Source organism: Mycobacterium sp. GA-2829, assembly GCF_001499965.1.
Lineage (GTDB): Bacteria > Actinomycetota > Actinomycetes > Mycobacteriales > Mycobacteriaceae > Mycobacterium.
This window is the reverse complement of record NZ_LQIT01000001.1, coordinates 286,000-302,304: the sequence shown is the minus strand read 5'-3', so window position 1 is coordinate 302,304 and position 16,305 is coordinate 286,000. Positions and strand designations below refer to the sequence as shown.

The 16,305-nt window shown below is 69.9% G+C and carries 16 protein-coding genes; 1 reads left to right on the top strand and 15 read right to left on the bottom strand.

From position 1 onward, the window contains the following. Positions 1 to 16: 16 nt before the first annotated feature. From AU194_RS01390 to AU194_RS01360, 7 genes are all read right to left on the bottom strand, one after another. On the bottom strand, positions 17 to 1,459 hold the full coding sequence (locus AU194_RS01390; protein WP_059087410.1) for an HNH endonuclease signature motif containing protein: 1,443 nt from the start codon (positions 1,457 to 1,459) through the stop codon (positions 17 to 19). Positions 1,460 to 1,516: 57 nt separating this feature from the next. Further along, the gene (gene lgt, locus AU194_RS01385; RefSeq protein ID WP_059087409.1) at positions 1,517 to 4,234 is read right to left on the bottom strand and encodes a prolipoprotein diacylglyceryl transferase; all 2,718 of its coding nucleotides are present in this window, start codon (positions 4,232 to 4,234) and stop codon (positions 1,517 to 1,519) included. Continuing rightward, entirely contained in the window at positions 4,231 to 5,019 is a 789-nt protein-coding gene (gene trpA / locus AU194_RS01380) for a tryptophan synthase subunit alpha (protein WP_059087408.1), read from the bottom strand. Before trpA ends, lgt begins: the two co-directional genes overlap by 4 nt. Further along, the gene (gene trpB, locus AU194_RS01375; RefSeq protein ID WP_059087407.1) at positions 5,016 to 6,278 is read right to left on the bottom strand and encodes a tryptophan synthase subunit beta; all 1,263 of its coding nucleotides are present in this window, start codon (positions 6,276 to 6,278) and stop codon (positions 5,016 to 5,018) included. The genes trpA and trpB overlap by 4 nt, the downstream gene beginning before the upstream one ends. Before the next feature lie 2 nt (positions 6,279 to 6,280). Beyond that, positions 6,281 to 7,096: an indole-3-glycerol phosphate synthase TrpC gene (trpC, locus tag AU194_RS01370; RefSeq protein WP_059087406.1), complete on the bottom strand. Its 816-nt coding sequence runs from the start codon at positions 7,094 to 7,096 to the stop codon at positions 6,281 to 6,283. An 83-nt stretch (positions 7,097 to 7,179) separates the two neighbouring features. After that, positions 7,180 to 7,782, bottom strand: a complete 603-nt coding sequence (locus tag AU194_RS01365) for a TIGR02234 family membrane protein (protein WP_059087405.1) — start codon at positions 7,780 to 7,782, stop codon at positions 7,180 to 7,182. Further along, entirely contained in the window at positions 7,779 to 9,317 is a 1,539-nt protein-coding gene (locus tag AU194_RS01360; protein WP_059087404.1) for an anthranilate synthase component I, read from the bottom strand. Before AU194_RS01360 ends, AU194_RS01365 begins: the two co-directional genes overlap by 4 nt. 62 nt (positions 9,318 to 9,379) lie before the next feature. Here AU194_RS01360 and AU194_RS01355 point away from each other — a divergent pair, with 62 nt between their 5' ends. Next, positions 9,380 to 9,844, top strand: a complete 465-nt coding sequence (locus AU194_RS01355) for a peroxiredoxin (RefSeq protein WP_059087403.1) — start codon at positions 9,380 to 9,382, stop codon at positions 9,842 to 9,844. Here the strand turns inward: AU194_RS01355 and hisI are convergent. Genes hisI through hisD form a run of 8 tightly spaced genes read right to left on the bottom strand, consistent with a single transcriptional unit; the run spans position 9,841 to position 16,260 of the window. After that, positions 9,841 to 10,188, bottom strand: coding sequence for a phosphoribosyl-AMP cyclohydrolase (gene hisI / locus AU194_RS01350; RefSeq protein ID WP_059087402.1), 348 nt, complete (start codon positions 10,186 to 10,188; stop codon positions 9,841 to 9,843). The two genes, AU194_RS01355 and hisI, sit on opposite strands and share 4 nt — an antisense overlap. Further along, positions 10,185 to 10,970, bottom strand: coding sequence for an imidazole glycerol phosphate synthase subunit HisF (gene hisF, locus AU194_RS01345; RefSeq protein WP_059087401.1), 786 nt, complete (start codon positions 10,968 to 10,970; stop codon positions 10,185 to 10,187). Before hisF ends, hisI begins: the two co-directional genes overlap by 4 nt. A 2-nt stretch (positions 10,971 to 10,972) precedes the next feature. Further along, positions 10,973 to 11,788, bottom strand: coding sequence for an inositol monophosphatase (locus tag AU194_RS01340; RefSeq protein WP_059087400.1), 816 nt, complete (start codon positions 11,786 to 11,788; stop codon positions 10,973 to 10,975). 7 nt (positions 11,789 to 11,795) lie between these two features. Beyond that, positions 11,796 to 12,539: a bifunctional 1-(5-phosphoribosyl)-5-((5-phosphoribosylamino)methylideneamino)imidazole-4-carboxamide isomerase/phosphoribosylanthranilate isomerase PriA gene (gene priA / locus AU194_RS01335; protein ID WP_059087521.1), complete on the bottom strand. Its 744-nt coding sequence runs from the start codon at positions 12,537 to 12,539 to the stop codon at positions 11,796 to 11,798. Between the two features lie 31 nt (positions 12,540 to 12,570). Continuing rightward, complete coding sequence (hisH, locus tag AU194_RS01330) at positions 12,571 to 13,188, bottom strand: imidazole glycerol phosphate synthase subunit HisH (protein ID WP_059087399.1); 618 nt, start codon at positions 13,186 to 13,188, stop codon at positions 12,571 to 12,573. Next, complete coding sequence (hisB, locus tag AU194_RS01325; protein WP_059087398.1) at positions 13,185 to 13,811, bottom strand: imidazoleglycerol-phosphate dehydratase HisB; 627 nt, start codon at positions 13,809 to 13,811, stop codon at positions 13,185 to 13,187. Before hisB ends, hisH begins: the two co-directional genes overlap by 4 nt. Further along, complete coding sequence (locus AU194_RS01320) at positions 13,808 to 14,941, bottom strand: histidinol-phosphate transaminase (protein WP_059087397.1); 1,134 nt, start codon at positions 14,939 to 14,941, stop codon at positions 13,808 to 13,810. Before AU194_RS01320 ends, hisB begins: the two co-directional genes overlap by 4 nt. Further along, entirely contained in the window at positions 14,938 to 16,260 is a 1,323-nt protein-coding gene (gene hisD, locus AU194_RS01315; RefSeq protein ID WP_197417484.1) for a histidinol dehydrogenase, read from the bottom strand. The genes AU194_RS01320 and hisD overlap by 4 nt, the downstream gene beginning before the upstream one ends. Positions 16,261 to 16,305: the final 45 nt, after the last annotated feature.

The window sequence follows — 16,305 nt, the reverse complement described above, 5'->3', positions numbered from 1 at the left end:
CCCGCCGTCCGCGGCGTCAGAACGGAGGCGGGTCGTCGTCGGGAGCTTCCGAACCGCTGCCGGTGAGGAAGGCATACGCGTCGTCGGGCTTGCATTCCCGCGCAGCCCGGTTCTGGGCCCGTTCCCGGGTGATCGCCGCGGCCCGGTTCTGCGCACGGGTGCGACGGCGTTGCGGCATCTTGGCGAGCCGGGCGCCGCCGGAGCCGTCGGCCACCTTCCTCGGCTTGCTGCGCGCGGTCGGTGCGCACAGGTGCGGGAACAGCAACGCGCTCCCCGGCAGCGTCACGTAGGTGTCCCCCGTCGGGCTCACCCAGATCACGGTGCCGTCGGGCAGCTGCTGGTCCTTCCAGCCGCCGAAGGTCTTGATCAGATGGTGAGTGCGGCAGAGGCATTTGAGGTTGGACGCCTGCGTGGGACCGCACGGCCACGGCACGGTGTGGTCGATGTCGGTGAACATCGCCGGCCGGTCGCATCCCGGGAAGCGGCACGTCAGGTCGCGGCACCGGACGAAATCGGCCAGTGCGCGAGAGGGTGCGTAATGCGGTTCCGGCGGATCGTTGGTGGGGATGTGGAGCGGGCGGATCTTTGACGACTTCGCCTGTTCGGCAATGACTTCCGGAGGCAGCACGCCGTCACCGTCGATCAGCGAACCCTCGTTGGTGCCCCGCCCCTCGACGGTGGCTTGATCGGCGATCATGTGGATGACTCCATTGCCGGCGGTCCGGCCCCCGGCCGTGCAGTCAGACCGATCGCAACGGCAGGACATGCGATCGGCCCCGGCCGACATCGCCTCGACCGCGTCGGCGCGGCGCTGGTCGGGGGTGCGCGGATCGTATTCACACACAGTCTTCGCCAACTCGTCGAGGCGCTGGTCGAAGGCATGCGCAATGGGAGTGCTCAGTTGTCCGCCGAGCTGAGACGTCCCGTCCTTGCGGTCAGAGATCCAGACCTCGCGATCCGCGGCGGCCTCCTGGCGTCTGCGCACCGCGTCGGCATCGATGCGGGAGATGATCCGATCGACCTGGGCGGCGATCTTCTTCTGGGATAGCTTGGTCCACCGCCGGATGCATGCCGCCACCTGGCCGTCGACGCATTGCATGATTTCGCGGTCGATGATCAGGAGGGTGCGGGTGACGATCGTCTGGAAGGTGAAGTAGTCGATGTCGCCCGCGACGAACACTGCGCCAACCTGCGGGAGGCGTTCCTGGAGCGCAAGGGCATGGCGCAGGTGGCTCTTGGCGAGCCCCTTGGTGATGGTCAGCGCCGCCGAGACTTCGGCCGTGACCGTGTCGAAGGTGTCACTCGCGGCGTACGCCTTGTCGCCGAGCTCGCGGAGACGGAGGTGGTAGAGATCGCCGATGGCGACCAGCATGCGGGCCGTCGCCTGGTTGGACGCGCGAGCCGAGGCGGTGACGCGGTCCACGAGGGACCGGGCGGCCGTTCCGGACTCCTCGATCATGTGTTCGATTGTAATTGGGGGGTCTGACACGAATGAGCCGTCGGACGTCGGCGCAGGTTAGTTGCGGCGACGCCACCACCGGCGACGCTGTTGGCTGGGTTCGGGCGCGGTGACGATCCGGTAGGCGGCCGAGTCGGCCCCTGCGTCGGCGTCGTCTCCGGGCTCGGTCTCTTCCTGGGTGTCGGATTCGGTTTCGGTTTCGACGGGTTCCTCGTCGGCGAACTCGCCCGTGGCGTCGGCCACGGCGATCTCTTCGGCGACGGACTCTGCCTCGTCCGCGCGCTCCTGGGCAGCTTCGAGGTCCTCTGGTTCGGGCTCGTCGGCAGCGGTCTCTGCTTCCTCGGCCCGCTCGACGGCAGACTCCTCAGCCGCAACGGCGTCCTCACCCTCGACCGCACCAACAGTCGACGGCGCCGCTATGACGGCTTCGCCTTCGGCAGCGGCCCCCACGGCCTCAGCTTCCTCAGCACGCTCAACCGCAGCCTCGTGGGCCTCCGCGGCAGACTCCTCAGCCGCGACCGCATCCTCACCCTCGACCGCACCAACAGTCGACGGCGCCGCTATGTCGGCTTCGTCCTCGGCAGCGGCCCCCACGGCCTCAGCTTCTTCAGCACGCTCAACCGCGGCTTCGTGCGCCTCCACGGCAGACTCCTCAGCCGCAACGGCGTCCTCGCCCTCGACCGCACCCACAGTCGACGGAACCGCTATGACGGCTTCGCCTTCGGCAGCGGCCTCCACGGCCTCAGCTTCCTCAGCACGCTCGAGGGCAGCCTCGTGCGCCTCCTCGACAGACTCCTCAGCCGCGACCGCTTCCTCACCCTCGACCGCACCCACAGTCGACGGCGCCGCATCAGCGGCTTCATCCGCTGCACTGCTCGTCGTCAACGGCTCGCGATCGGCGGCCTCACCCACGGCTTCGTCGGCAGCGGCCTCATCCGCAACAGCCTCAGCTTCCTCAGCACGCTCGACGGCAGCCGCGTGCGCCTCCGCGGCAGACTCCTCAGCCGCGACCGCATCCTCACCCTCAACCGCACCCACGGTCGACGGGGCGGCCTCGGCTTGGGACTCACCGGCTGCCTGCGGCTGTGGCTCCGCCGAGTGTGAACCCTTTGCGAGCAAACGGCCGAAAATTCGACGACGTTTCACACTCGGCGTTGAGCCAAGCCCCTCCTCCGCGGTGCCGGCGCCAGCACCAGCTTCCACGGCCTGCGCAACCGCGGCCTCGTGCACCTCCTCCGGCGACAACTCCTCCGCAGCCTCACCCGCTTCGGCGAACGCCACCGCCTCAGCAATGTCCCCCGACGACGCCGACTCCACATCCTCAGCCAACTGTTCAGCCTCGACGACGGCCTCCACACGCTCCTCGGACTCGTCCGCGTCCGCCACGGCCTGCGCAACCGCGGCCTCGTGCACCTCCTCCGGCGACAACTCCTCCGCAGCCTCACCCGCTTCGGCGAACGCCACCGCCTCAGCAATGTCCCCCGACGACGCCGACTCCACATCCTCAGCCAACTGTTCAGCCTCGACGACGGCCTCCACAGGCTCCTCGGACTCGTCCGCCCCCGCCACGGCCTGCGCAACCGCGGCCTCGTGCACCTCCTCCGGCGACAACTCCTCCGCAGCCTCACCCGCTTCGGCGAACGCCACCGCCTCAGCAATGTCCCCCGACGACGCCGACTCCACATCCTCAGCCAGCTGTTCAGCCTCGACGACGGCCTCCGCAGGCTCCTCCGCAGGCTCGTCAGCGTCGTCATCGCCCGCGACCTTGGCCGCTATGCCCACACCGGTCGTCGCGGCCGCGACCTCCTTGAGCAATTCTGCAGTCGAGGCGTCGTCGTCCTCATCGGCAACGGGTTCGACGGCATCGGCCTCGAAATCGTCGGGCGAGACGGCCGCGGCCTCGACCTCTTCATCGACATCGCCCCGCAGCGTCGCCGGATCCTCCCGGCCGCGCGGAGCCGCCATCAGATACACGATGGCCCCGATGAACACGAACATCGACGTGAATGAGTTGATCCGGATCCCCGCGATGTGCGTCGCCATATCGGTGCGCATCAGCTCGATCCAGAAGCGACCCAGGCAGTAGCCCGCGACATACAGCGCGAACAGCCGCCCGTGACCGAGCTTGAAGCGCCGGTCCGCCCAGATCAGCAGTGCGAAAACCAGGACGTTCCACAGCAGTTCGTACAGGAACGTGGGGTGGACGACTTCGAGCACCCGCCCGGTCGACACCCCGATGAGTTCGTTGGGGCGGCCGTTGGCGTCGAGCCGCTCGTAGATCTCCAGACCCCACGGCAGCGTCGTCGGGCCGCCGTAGAGCTCCTGGTTGAAGTAGTTCCCGAGCCGGCCGATCGCCTGCGCCAGAATGATTCCCGGCGCGATGGCGTCACCGAACGCGGGCAGCGGGATATTGCGCCGTCGGCACGCGATCCACGCGCCAACGGCACCGAGTGCGACCGCGCCCCAGATGCCGAGGCCGCCTTCCCAGATCCGGAACGCGGCGATCGGACCCGCGCCATCAGGCCCGAAGTAGGTCCGCCAGTCGGTGATGACGTGGTACAGCCGACCACCGATCAACCCGAACGGCACCGCCCACAACGCGATGTCGTAGATGACGCCACGCTCGCCACCGCGCGCTGCCCAGCGACGGTCGCCCAGCACCAGCGCCACGATGATGCCGACGATGATGCAGATCGCATACGCCCGCAGCGGGAACGGGCCCAACTGCCAGACGCCCTGGGGCGGGCTCGGAAGGTACGCCAGCGTCGAGGTCACGCCGTCACCCTCTGGCGCACTCCCTCAGCTAGTTCCTCGGTCAGCGCGCGCACCGCGGGCAGACCATCCTTGAGCGCCGACACCAGCGCCGACCCGACGATCACCCCGTCGGCGTACGCACCGATCTGCGCGGCCTGTTCCCGCGACCGCACGCCGAGGCCGACTCCGACCGGGATGTCGGACACCTCCTTGACGCGCGCCACGAGTTCGGGCGCCGCACTGGAGACTGCGTCGCGGGCGCCGGTGACGCCCATCGTCGATGCGGCGTAGACGAATCCGCGGGTTGCCTCAACGGTCTTGGCCAGCCGCTCTGGGGTCGACGACGGCGCGACCAGGAAGATCCGATCCAGATCGTGCGCCTCGGACGCGGCCATCCACTCGTCGGCCTCTTCGGGGATCAGGTCGGGCGTGATCAGTCCCAGACCGCCCGCGGCCGCGAGATCGCGAGCGAACGCGTCGATCCCCCACCGCAGCACGGGATTCCAGTACGTCATCACGACGGCGCGGCCCCCGGCGTTGCTGATCGCCTCGACGGCGGCGAGCGTGTCTCGGACCCGCACACCGCCCTGCAATGCCACCTCCGTGGCCGCCGCGATGACCGGTCCGTCCATCCCCGGATCGGAGTACGGAATGCCGACTTCGATGATGTCGGAACCGGATTCGACCAGCGTCGTCATCGCCTCGATCGAAGATGGCACATCGGGGAACCCGGTCGGCAGGTATCCGATCAGCGCCGCCCGCTGCTCCGCGCGACAAGCGTCGAACAAATCACCCAACCGACTCATGAACCGCCTTTGTCCAGCAGACCGAACCACTTCGCCGCGGTTTCGACGTCCTTGTCGCCGCGTCCCGACAGATTGACCACGATCACTGCACCCGGACCGAGTTCCTTGCCGAGCTCGAGCGCACCGGCGACCGCGTGCGCGGACTCGATGGCCGGGATGATGCCCTCGGTGCGGCACAGCAGCGAGAACGCGTCCATCGCCTCGGTGTCGGTGATCGGCCGGTACTCGGCCCGCCCGACGTCCTTGAGCAGCGCGTGCTCGGGCCCGACACCCGGATAGTCCAGACCCGCTGAGATCGAATGCGATTCGACGGTCTGACCGTCCTCGTCCTGCAGCAGGTAGGAGAACGACCCCTGGAACGCGCCGGGCGTGCCGCCGGTGAAAGTCGCGGCGTGCCTTCCGGTTTCGACGCCGTCACCGGCCGCCTCGTAGCCGACCAGCCGGACACCCGGATCGTCGATGAACGCGTGGAAGACGCCGATCGCATTGGATCCGCCGCCGACGCACGCCGTCACGGCATCGGGCAGCCGACCGGCCTGTGCCTGGATCTGGGCCCGCGCCTCGAGCCCGATGACGCGCTGGAAGTCGCGCACCATCAACGGGAACGGATGCGGTCCCGCGGCCGTGCCGAAACAGTAGTAGGTCTCGTCGGCGTTGGTGACCCAGTCGCGGAACGCCTCGTTGATCGCATCCTTCAGCGTCTTCGAACCCGCCTCGACCGACACCACCTCTGCGCCGAGCAGCCGCATCCGGGCGACGTTCAGCGCCTGCCGCGCGGTGTCGACGGCGCCCATGTAGATCACGCAGTCCAGACCGAGCAGCGCGCACGCGGTGGCCGTCGCAACACCGTGCTGACCCGCGCCCGTCTCGGCGATGACCCGGGTCTTGCCCATCTGCCGCGCCAGCAGCGCCTGCCCCAGCACGTTGTTGATCTTGTGAGATCCGGTGTGATTCAGGTCTTCTCGCTTGAGGAACAGCCGGGCGCCGCCGGCGTGCTCACTGAGGCGGGTGGCCTCGTACAGCGGTGACGGGCGCCCGCTGTAGTGCTTCTGCAGCCGGTCGAGTTCGTCGAGGAACGTCTGGTCGCCGCGCGCCTTTTCGTATGCCGCGGTGACCTCTTCGATGACCGCCATCAACGCCTCGGCGACGAGGCGTCCGCCGTACGGGCCGAAGTGACCGCGGGCGTCGGGGTCGTGACTGGTGGGTTCGGCGACCCCCGCGCTCGAGCGCGGCAGGTCCGAATCGAGGAGCTCGGCCACGACTACCGGGACGGTTTCGGGCAGGAAGGATGGGTCCCGGCGGTCACCAGATCGGCCACCGCGCTGCGGGGATCACGGGCGGTGACGACGCCTTCCCCGACGAGCACCGCATCGGCGCCCGCACCGGCGTAGGCCAGCAGGTCGGCGGGTCCGCGCACCCCGGACTCCGCCACGCGGATCACGTTCGACGGCAACCCCGGCGCGATCCGCGCGAAGCAGTTCCGATCCACCTCGAGGGTCTTGAGGTTGCGGGCGTTGACGCCGATGACGCGGGCTCCGGCCTGCAACGCACGGTCGGCCTCGGCCTCGGTGTGCACCTCGACCAGCGCGGTCATCCCGAGCGATTCGGTGCGCTCCAGCAGCGACTCCAGCGCGGGCTGCTCGAGGGCGGCCACGATCAGCAGCAGCATGTCGGCGCCGTGGGCGCGGGCCTCGTGGATCTGGTACGGCCGGACGATGAAGTCCTTGCGCAGCACCGGGATGGACACCGCGGCACGGACGGCGTCGAGGTCGGCGAGCGATCCGTGGAACCGGCGCTCCTCGGTCAGCACGCTGATGACGCGGGCGCCGCCGTCCTCGTAGGCGCGGGCCAGGTCGGCGGGATCACCGATCGAGGCGAGTTCACCCTTCGACGGGCTGGCGCGTTTGACCTCGGCGATGACGCCGATGCCGTCTTCTCGTAGCGCCGCGAACACGTCGAGCGGAGGCTTGGCGGCCTGCGCGCGTTCCTTGATCTCGGCGAGGCTGACGACGGCCTCACGGGCTGCGACGTCAGCGCGGACTCCTTCGATGATGGAGTCGAGCACGGTGGCCGTCATAGCCGTCGCTCCCCCTCTGGTACTTCGCCGGCAGCTGCCGGATCGTTCTCCACGAAGGGTAGTCGCCGTCGCTGCATCACCCGTCACCGCCCCTTCGTGTCGTGGTCGGTGGGATCGTGCCCCTCGTCGAGGGCGTCCCACAGCATGCGTTCGGACATCGGCTCCCCCTCTTCCTCCTGCTTGACCGCGGTGGCGCGACGTGCCGCGGGAGCGACATACCTGCCGGCGGTGGCTGCGGCGCGCCCGCGCACCGCCGACCTCATCAGCAGCACCGCGCCCGCAAGCACCAGTACCGCGGCGACCAGCGTCAGCACCGCTCCGGTGTAGTGCCGCTCGGTGCCGGTCAGGTCGATGATCGAGACCTCGGCCAGGTTGGCCGCGCGGGGGGCGACATCGACGGTCACCCACAGCGTGATCCCCAGATACGCCATCCCCGCGCTCGCCGCGGCCACCAGCACCGCCAGGATCCGCAGCGCCCAGCCCCGCACCGCGAGCACCGCGACGGCCGCCGCAAGCACCAACAGCGCGAGCGGGATCAGCGCCGCCGCCCACTGGGAGCCCGTCAGGGTCGAGGTCTTCGGCTGCCCCAGCCCGTCGAAGGAGTGCACGTCGACCCAGGTCAGCCGCGACGCCACCCACAGCACCGCGGCACCGAGGACCAGGACGAGCTGGGCGATGCGGGTCATGGTTCGCTCAGCGTCTCGGCCGCGGCGATCGCGGCCAGCACGGCGCGGGCCTTGTTCGCGGACTCGTTGTACTCGTAGGGGCCGTTGGAGTCGGCGACGACGACGCCGCCGGCCTGCACGTAGGCGGTGCCCTTGCGCATCAGCGCGGTGCGGATCGCGATCGCGAAGTCGGCGTTACCCGCGAAGTCGAGGTAGCCCAGCACCCCGCCGTAGAGGCCGCGGCGGGTGAGCTCCACCTCCTCGATGAGCTCCATCGCCCGCACCTTCGGGGCACCCGAGAGCGTGCCCGCCGGGAAACACGCCGTCACCGCGTCCAGTGCGGTCTTGCCCTCGGCGAGCCGGCCGGTCACCGTCGACACCAGGTGCATGACGTGGCTGTAGCGCTCGATGTGGCTGTAGTCCTCGACGCGGACGGTGCCCGGTTCGCACACCCGGCCCAGATCGTTGCGGCCCAGGTCGACCAGCATCAGGTGCTCGGCGCGCTCCTTCTCGTCGGCGAGCAGCTCCTTCTCGAGCAGGACGTCTTCCTCCTCGGTGTCACCGCGCCACCGGGTTCCCGCGATCGGGTGGGTGGTCGCCTTGCCGTCGGCGACGGTCACCAGCGCCTCCGGACTCGACCCGACGATGGAGAAGTCCAGCCCGCCGACGGCGTCCGGCACGTTGAGCAGGTACATGTACGGGCTCGGATTGGTGACCCGCAGCATCCGGTAGACATCAAGCGGATCAGCGGCGGTGTCCATCTCGAACCGCTGCGACGGCACCACCTGGAAGGCCTCACCGGCCTCGATGTCGCCGACCAGCTTGTCGACGATCGCGGTGTACTCCTCGACCGTGCGCTGCGAGCGGTGCTCCGGCGCGGGCCGGGAGAACGTGGCGACCGCCGACGGCAGCGACTGGCCCAGCGCCGCCGTCATCACGTCCAGGCGCGCGACGGCGTCGTCGTAGGCCCCGTCGACGTTCTCGTCGGTGCCGTTCCAGTTCACCGCGTTGGCGATCAACGTGATCGTGCCCTCGTGGTGGTCGACGGCGGCGATGTCGGTGGCCAGCAGCAGCAGCATGTCCGGCAGGCCGAGATCGTCGGTGGCCAGCGAGGGCAGTCGCTCCAACCGGCGGACCATGTCGTAGGCGAAGAAGCCGACGAGCCCGCTGGACAGTGGCGGCAACCCCGGCAGCGGGGCGGTCTCCAGCAGCGACAACGTCGTGTGCAGCGCGGTCAGCGGGTCGCCCCCGGTCGGCGCGTCCTGCGGCGTCACCCCGAGCCACACCGCCTCGCCGTCGCGGACGGTCAGCGCCGACGGTGCGCCCGCACCGATGAACGACCACCGCGACCAGGACCGGCCGTTCTCGGCGGATTCCAGCAGGAAGGTGCCGGGCCGGTTGGCGGCGAGCTTGCGGTACGCCGACAGCGGCGTCTCACTGTCGGCGAGCACCTTGCGAACCACCGGCACCACCCGGTGCTCGGCGGCCAGCGCCCGGAAATCCTCGCGGGAGGTCGTCGTCGCGAGCGAGGCGCCGGGGGCGGTAGTCGTCTGCACCCCACGATTCTCCCAGACCGGCGCCCGCCGGCGAGCCACGAGGAGGCGTAGCGTCACGCCTCATGAAACGCGGTGATCGAGTCGAGGATTTCCAACTGCCCGATCAGACGGGTGAGGTGCGCACGTTGTCGGCGCTGCTGGCCGACGGACCGGTGGTGTTGTTCTTCTATCCGGCGGCGATGACCCCGGGTTGCACCAAGGAGGCGTGCCACTTCCGGGACCTGGCCGCCGAGTTCGCCGCCGTCGGCGCCGTGCGGGTCGGGATCAGCACCGACGCCGTCGACAAACAGGCCCGATTCGCCGACACGCAGCGGTTCGACTACCCGTTGCTCTCGGATGCCGACGGCGCCGTCGCGCAGCGGTTCGGCGTGAAGCGCGGCCTGCTGGGCAAGCTGATGCCGGTCAAGCGGACCACGTTCGTCATCGACACCGACCGCACGGTGCTCGAGGTGATCTCCAGTGAGCTCAACATGGAGGCACACGCCGACAAGGCGCTGACGGTGCTGCGGCAGCGCCAGTCCGCCTAGGCCTCCGGGGCCAGCAGCACATCGGCGTCGAAGCAGGTGTGCTCACCGGTGTGGCAGGCCGCGCCGGTCTGGTCCACCTCGAGCAGCACGGTGTCGCCGTCGCAGTCCAACCGCACCGAGTGCACGTACTGGGTGTGGCCCGAGGTCTCGCCCTTGACCCAGTGCTCACCGCGCGAGCGCGACCAGTAGGTGGCCTTGCGGGTGCGCAGGGTGCGGTCCAGCGCGATGTCGTCCATCCACGCCACCATCAGCACCTGACCGGTGCCGCGTTCCTGAGCGACGGCGGCGAACAGGCCGTCGGCGTTGCGCTTGAGCCGTGACGCGATCGCCGGATCGAGACTCATCTGACAGTGATCCCTTCCGCCGCCATCGCCGCCTTGACCTCGCCGATCGTCAGCTCCTTGAAGTGGAAGACGCTGGCCGCCAACACCGCATCGGCGCCCGCGTGCACCGCGGGCGCGAAGTGCTCGACCGCACCGGCCCCGCCGCTGGCGATCACCGGCACACCGACCGCGGCGCGCACCGCGCGCAGCATCGGCAGGTCGAATCCGGCCTTGGTGCCGTCGAAGTCCATGGAGTTGAGCAGGATCTCGCCGACGCCGAGTTCGGCTCCGCGCGTTGCCCATTCGACGGCGTCGATCCCGGTGCCGCGGCGGCCGCCGTGCGTGGTGACCTCCCAGCCCGACGGGGTCGGCGGCTGGCCCTCGGGCACCGTCCTGGCGTCCACCGACAGCACGATGCACTGCGATCCGAATTGGCGGGCCAGTTCGGCCAGCAGTTCCGGCCGGGCGATCGCGGCGGTGTTCACCGACACCTTGTCCGCACCGGCGCGCAGCAGCGCGTCGACGTCGGCGACCGCGCGCACGCCGCCACCCACCGTCAGCGGGATGAAGACCTGTTCGGCGGTGCGGCGCACCACGTCGAGCATCGTGGACCGGCCCGACGACGACGCGGTGACGTCGAGGAACGTCAGCTCGTCGGCGCCCTCGGCGTCGTAGACCGCGGCGAGTTCTACGGGATCGCCTGCGTCACGCAGGTTCTCGAAGTTCACACCCTTGACCACGCGGCCCGCGTCGACGTCGAGGCACGGGATCACCCGGACGGCGAGTCCCCTGTCGGCAGCCATGTTCAGAACTCCTCCGGCGCCCCGACGGACGCGACGATCTCGAGCATCTCCCCGTGTACCTGCGGCGACGCGGCGAGCACCGACTTCGACTTCGGCGTCCACTCCGCCCCGCTCAGGTCGGTGACCACTCCCCCCGCGGCCCGCACCAGCGCGACACCGGCGGCGTGGTCCCAGATGTGGTGGCCGAAGCTGATCGACGCGCCGAGCACCCCGGCGGCGGTGTAGGCCAGGTCCAGCCCGGTCGCGCCGTGCATCCGCATCCGGTTGCAGTGCCTGCTCAGGTTCTCCAGTAGCGCCACCCGCCAGCGGCCGGGGAACCGGCCGCGGGAGTCGATGTTGAACGTGCCCGTGCCGATCACACAGTCCGACAGTGCACCGGTCTCCAGCGTGGGTTGGGCAACGCCGTTGACGTACAACGGGTTTCCGACGACGGCGGTGTACCGCTGGTTCATGAACGGCAGCCAGGTCAACCCCGCGACCGGCTCACCGTCGCGCAGCAGCCCCAGCAGGATCGCCGCGGTGGGCAATCCGGCGGCGTAGTTGAACGTGCCGTCGATCGGGTCGAGCACCCACACCATCGGTGAGTCGATGTCGGCCCCGCCGTACTCCTCGCCGTGCACCTCGATACCGGTGGCCGAGGTGAGCGCCTCGACGACCTGGCGTTCGATCTTCAGGTCCACCTCGGTGGCGAAGTCGTTGCCCTTCTTCTGCACCGCGGAATCGGCGCGGTGGCCGCTGATGAAGGGTTCGGACGCGGTGTCCAGGATCGCCGCGGCCGCGTCGACCAGACCCTGCAGGTCGGTCCCGTCCAGTGCCATCGACGCCCTACTGCCCCACCGCGGTCAACGCCTCGGGCAGCGTGAACCGCCCGGCGTACAACGCTTTCCCGACGATCGCGCCCTCGACCCCGCGGCCGGTCAACGTGCCGATCGCGCGCAGGTCGTCGAGGCTGGACACACCGCCGGAGGCGATCACCGGGGCATCGGTGCGGTCGGCGACGCTGCCCAGCAGGTCGAGGTTCGGACCGCCCAGCGTGCCGTCTTTCGTCACGTCGGTCACGACGTAGCGCGAACAGCCCTCGGAATCCAGGCGTTCGAGCACCTCCCACAGGTCACCGCCGTCGGTCTCCCAACCGCGTCCGCGCAGGCGCTGCCTGTCGCCCTCGATGAGCACGTCGAGCCCGACCGCGACCCGGTCACCGTGTTCGGCGATCGCCCGCGCGCACCACTGCGGATCCTCCAGCGCGGCGGTGCCGATGTTGACCCGCGCGCATCCGGTGGCCAGTGCGGCCGCCAGCGATTCGTCGTCGCGGATACCGCCGGACAGTTCCACGGCCACGTCGAGCCGGCCGACGACGTCGGCGAGCAGTTCGCGGTTGGACCCCCGGCCGAAGGCGGCGTCGAGGTCGACGAGGTGAATCCACTCCGCGCCGTCGCGCTGCCAGCCGAGCGCGGCGTCGAGCGCGGACCCGTACTCGGTCTCGCTGCCCGCCTTGCCCTGGACCAGGCGGACGGCACGGCCCTCGACGACATCGACGGCGGGCAGCAGGATCAACGGCTTTTCAGACACGGAATTCTCGGACACGGCGGACAACCTTAGATCAGAGCCCCTCGACCCAATTGCGCAGCAGCGTCGCACCGGCGTCACCGCTCTTCTCCGGGTGGAATTGGGTGGCCGACAGCGGTCCGTCCTCGACGGCGGCGAGGAACGGCACGTGGTGGGTCGCCCAGGTCAAACGGGCGTCCGGATTGCCCTCCCACTTCTGCGCGGCGTACGAGTGCACGAAGTAGAAGCGGGTGTCGGGGTCCAGACCCCGGAACAGCGTGGTCTCGGCCGGGGCGTCGACGACGTTCCAGCCCATGTGCGGGATCACCGGTGCGTCCAGACGCACCACCGACCCGGGCCACTGACCGCAGCCGGTGGTTTCGGTCCCGAACTCGACGCCGCGGGAAAACAGGATCTGCATCCCTACGCACACCCCGAGCACCGGCCGGCCCGCGGCGACCCGTTCGGCGATGATCTTGTCGCCGCCGATCTCCCGCAGCCCGGCCATACACGCCTCGAACGCCCCGACGCCCGGCACCACGAGCCCGTCGGCGTTCAGCGCGGTATCGGCGTCCGCGGTGACCTCGACGTCGGCTCCGGTGCGCTCGACCGCGCGCTGCGCCGAGCGCAGATTCCCCGACCCGTAGTCGAGGACGACAACTCTCTTGCTCACAACGAGCCTTTCGTGGACGGCACACCACTCACCCGCGGGTCGAGTTCGACGGCCTGGCGCAGCGCGCGAGCCACCGCCTTGTACTGCGCCTCGGTGATGTGGTGCGGATCGCGGCCGTAGATGGTGCGCACGTGCAGTGCGATGCGCGCGTTGAACGCCAGCGACTCGAACACGTGCCGGTTGATCACCGTGTGGTACGGCGCGCTCGAGCCCGCGATGGTGAACTCGACCATGTAGTCCGGTTCGCCGGTGTGCACGAAGTACGGGCGCCCCGACACGTCGACGGCGGCGTGGGCGAGGGTCTCGTCCATCGGGATGAACGCGTCGCCGAAGCGGCGGATGCCCTTCTTGTCGCCGAGCGCCTGACCGAGCGCCTGCCCCAGCACGATCGCGGTGTCCTCGACGGTGTGGTGGCCCTCGATCTCGATGTCGCCGGTGGCGTGCACAGTGAGGTCGAAGCTGGCGTGGCTGCCCAGCGAGGTGAGCATGTGGTCGAAGAACGGGACGCCGGTGCGGATGTCGACGATCCCGGTGCCGTCGAGATCGAGCTCGACGACGATGTCGGACTCCTTGGTCCTGCGTTCGACGCGGGCACGGCGGGTGCCGGTCAGCATGTCGGTCATGAGGCTCCTAATCTTGCGGCGAGTTCGGTCTCGACGAGTCGCGAGGAGGCCGCCAGCAGGGCGTCGTTCTCCTCGGCCAACCCGATGGTGGTGCGCAGGTATCCGGGGATGCCCACGTCGCGGATGAGCACACCCTCATCCAGGTAGCGCTGCCAGGTGGCGGGCGCGTCCGCGAACTCCCCGAACAGGATGAAGTTGGCATCGCTGGGCACCACGCGGAAACCCAACTGGCTCAACGTGTTCGCGACGCGTTCGCGTTCGGCGACCAGGGTGGCGACGCTGGCCAGGGTGTCGTCGGCGTGGCGCAGTGCGGCACGGGCGGCGGCCTGGGTCAGCACCGACAGGTGGTAGGGCAACCGCACCAGCAGCATCGCGTCGATGACCGCGGGTGCGGCGACCAGGTAGCCGAGCCGCCCGCCCGCGAACGCGAACGCCTTGCTCATGGTGCGGCTCACCACCAGCTTGGTCGGGTACTCGTCGATCAGTGCGACACCGCTGGGCTGCGAGGAGAACTCGCCGTAGGCCTCGTCGAGGATCAACACGCCGGTGGTCATCACGTCGAGCAACCGCCGCAGATCGTCGAGCGGAACGCTCTGTCCCGACGGGTTGTTGGGGCTGGTGACGAACACCAGATCCGGTCGGTGCGTCTCGATCTCCCGCACGGCGATGTCGACGTCGAGGCCGAAGTCGTCGGCGCGCAACGCCTGCAGCCATTCGGTGCGGGTGGCGTCGGCGATGATCGGGTGCATCGAGTAGGACGGCACGAACCCGATCGCGCTGCGGCCGGGCCCTCCGAACGCCTGCAGCAGCTGCTGCAGCACCTCGTTGGAACCGTTTGCCGCCCAGAGGTTCTCGACCGTCAACTCGACACCGGTCCGCAGGTTCAGGTACTCGGCGAGGTCGGCCCGCAGCGCGACGGCGTCGCGGTCGGGATAGCGGTGCAGTTCGGCGGCGGCCTCGGCCACCGAGCGGGTGACGTCGTCGACGAGCGCCCGGCTGGGCGGGTGCGGGTTCTCGTTGGTGTTCAGCCGCACCGGCACCTGTAGTTGCGGTGCGCCGTAGGGCGATTTGCCGCGCAGGTCCTCGCGCAGCGGCAGATCGGCGAGCGTGATGTTTCCTCCGACGGTCACCTTTCGAACCTCCGGCGCACCGCTTCGCCGTGCGCGGGCAGGTTCTCGGCGTTGGCCAGCGTGATCACGTGACCCGAGACGTCCTTGAGCGCCGCCTCGGTGTAGTCGACGACGTGGATGCCGCGCAGGAAGGTCTGCACCGACAGCCCGCTGGAGTGCCGCGCGCAGCCTGCGGTCGGCAACACGTGGTTGGAGCCGGCGCAGTAGTCGCCGAGGCTGACCGGGGCGTACGGGCCGACGAAGATCGCACCGGCCGACCGGATCCGGCCCGCGACGGCGGCGGCGTCGGCGGTCTGGATCTCGAGGTGTTCGGCCGCGTAGGCGTTGACGACCCGCACGCCGGCGTCGAGGTCGTCGACCAGCACGATCGCCGACTGCTGACCGGTCAGCGCGGCGCTGACCCGCTCGCGGTGCACCGTGGTCTCCAGCTGCCGCCGCAGTTCGATGTCGGTGGCGTCGGCGAGGTCGGTGCTGGTGGTGACGAGCACGCTGGCGGCCATCTCGTCGTGTTCGGCCTGGCTGATCAGATCGGCCGCGACGTGCACCGGATCGGCGGTGTGGTCGGCGAGGATGGCGATCTCGGTGGGCCCCGCCTCGGCGTCGATGCCGACCGCCGACCGGCAGATCCGCTTGGCGGCGGTGACGAAGATGTTGCCGGGGCCGGTGATCATGTCGACGGGCGCGAGCTCGGTCCCGGCTGCGGCCCCCACGTCCGTGCCGCCATAGGCCAGCAGCGCGACGGCCTGGGCGCCGCCGACGGCCCACACCTCGTCGACGCCGAGCAGCGCCGCGGCGGCCAGGATCGTCGGGTGTGGCAGGCCGCCGAACTCGGCCTGCGGCGGGCTGGTGATCACCAGGGAGTCGACGCCCGCCGTTTGGGCCGGCACCACGTTCATCACCACACTGGACGGGTAGACGGCGTTGCCGCCCGGCACGTAGAGCCCCACCCGTTCGACCGGCACCCAGCGTTCGGTGACCGTCGCGCCCGGCGCCAGCGTGGTCGTGGTGTCGGTGCGGCGCTGATCTGCGTGCACGGCGCGCGCCCGTTCGATCGCCACCCCGAGCGCGGTGCGCACGTCGGGATCGAGGTCGGCCAGCGCCGCGGCGAGCCGTTCGGCGGGCACCCGGACGGTGTCGGGACGGATACCGTCGAACGACTGGCCGTACTCGAGGGCCGCCTCGGCGCCACGTTCGGCGACCGCGTCGACGATCGGGCGGACCTTCGGCACCACGGCGTCGACGTCGACACCGCCGCGCGGCAGCGCCGACCGCAACTGGGCGGCCGACAAGGTCCTGCCCCGCAAGTCGATGCGGGCCATCGTCACCGGCGATACATTCACGCTGTCCATTCTCCCAGAGCAGGC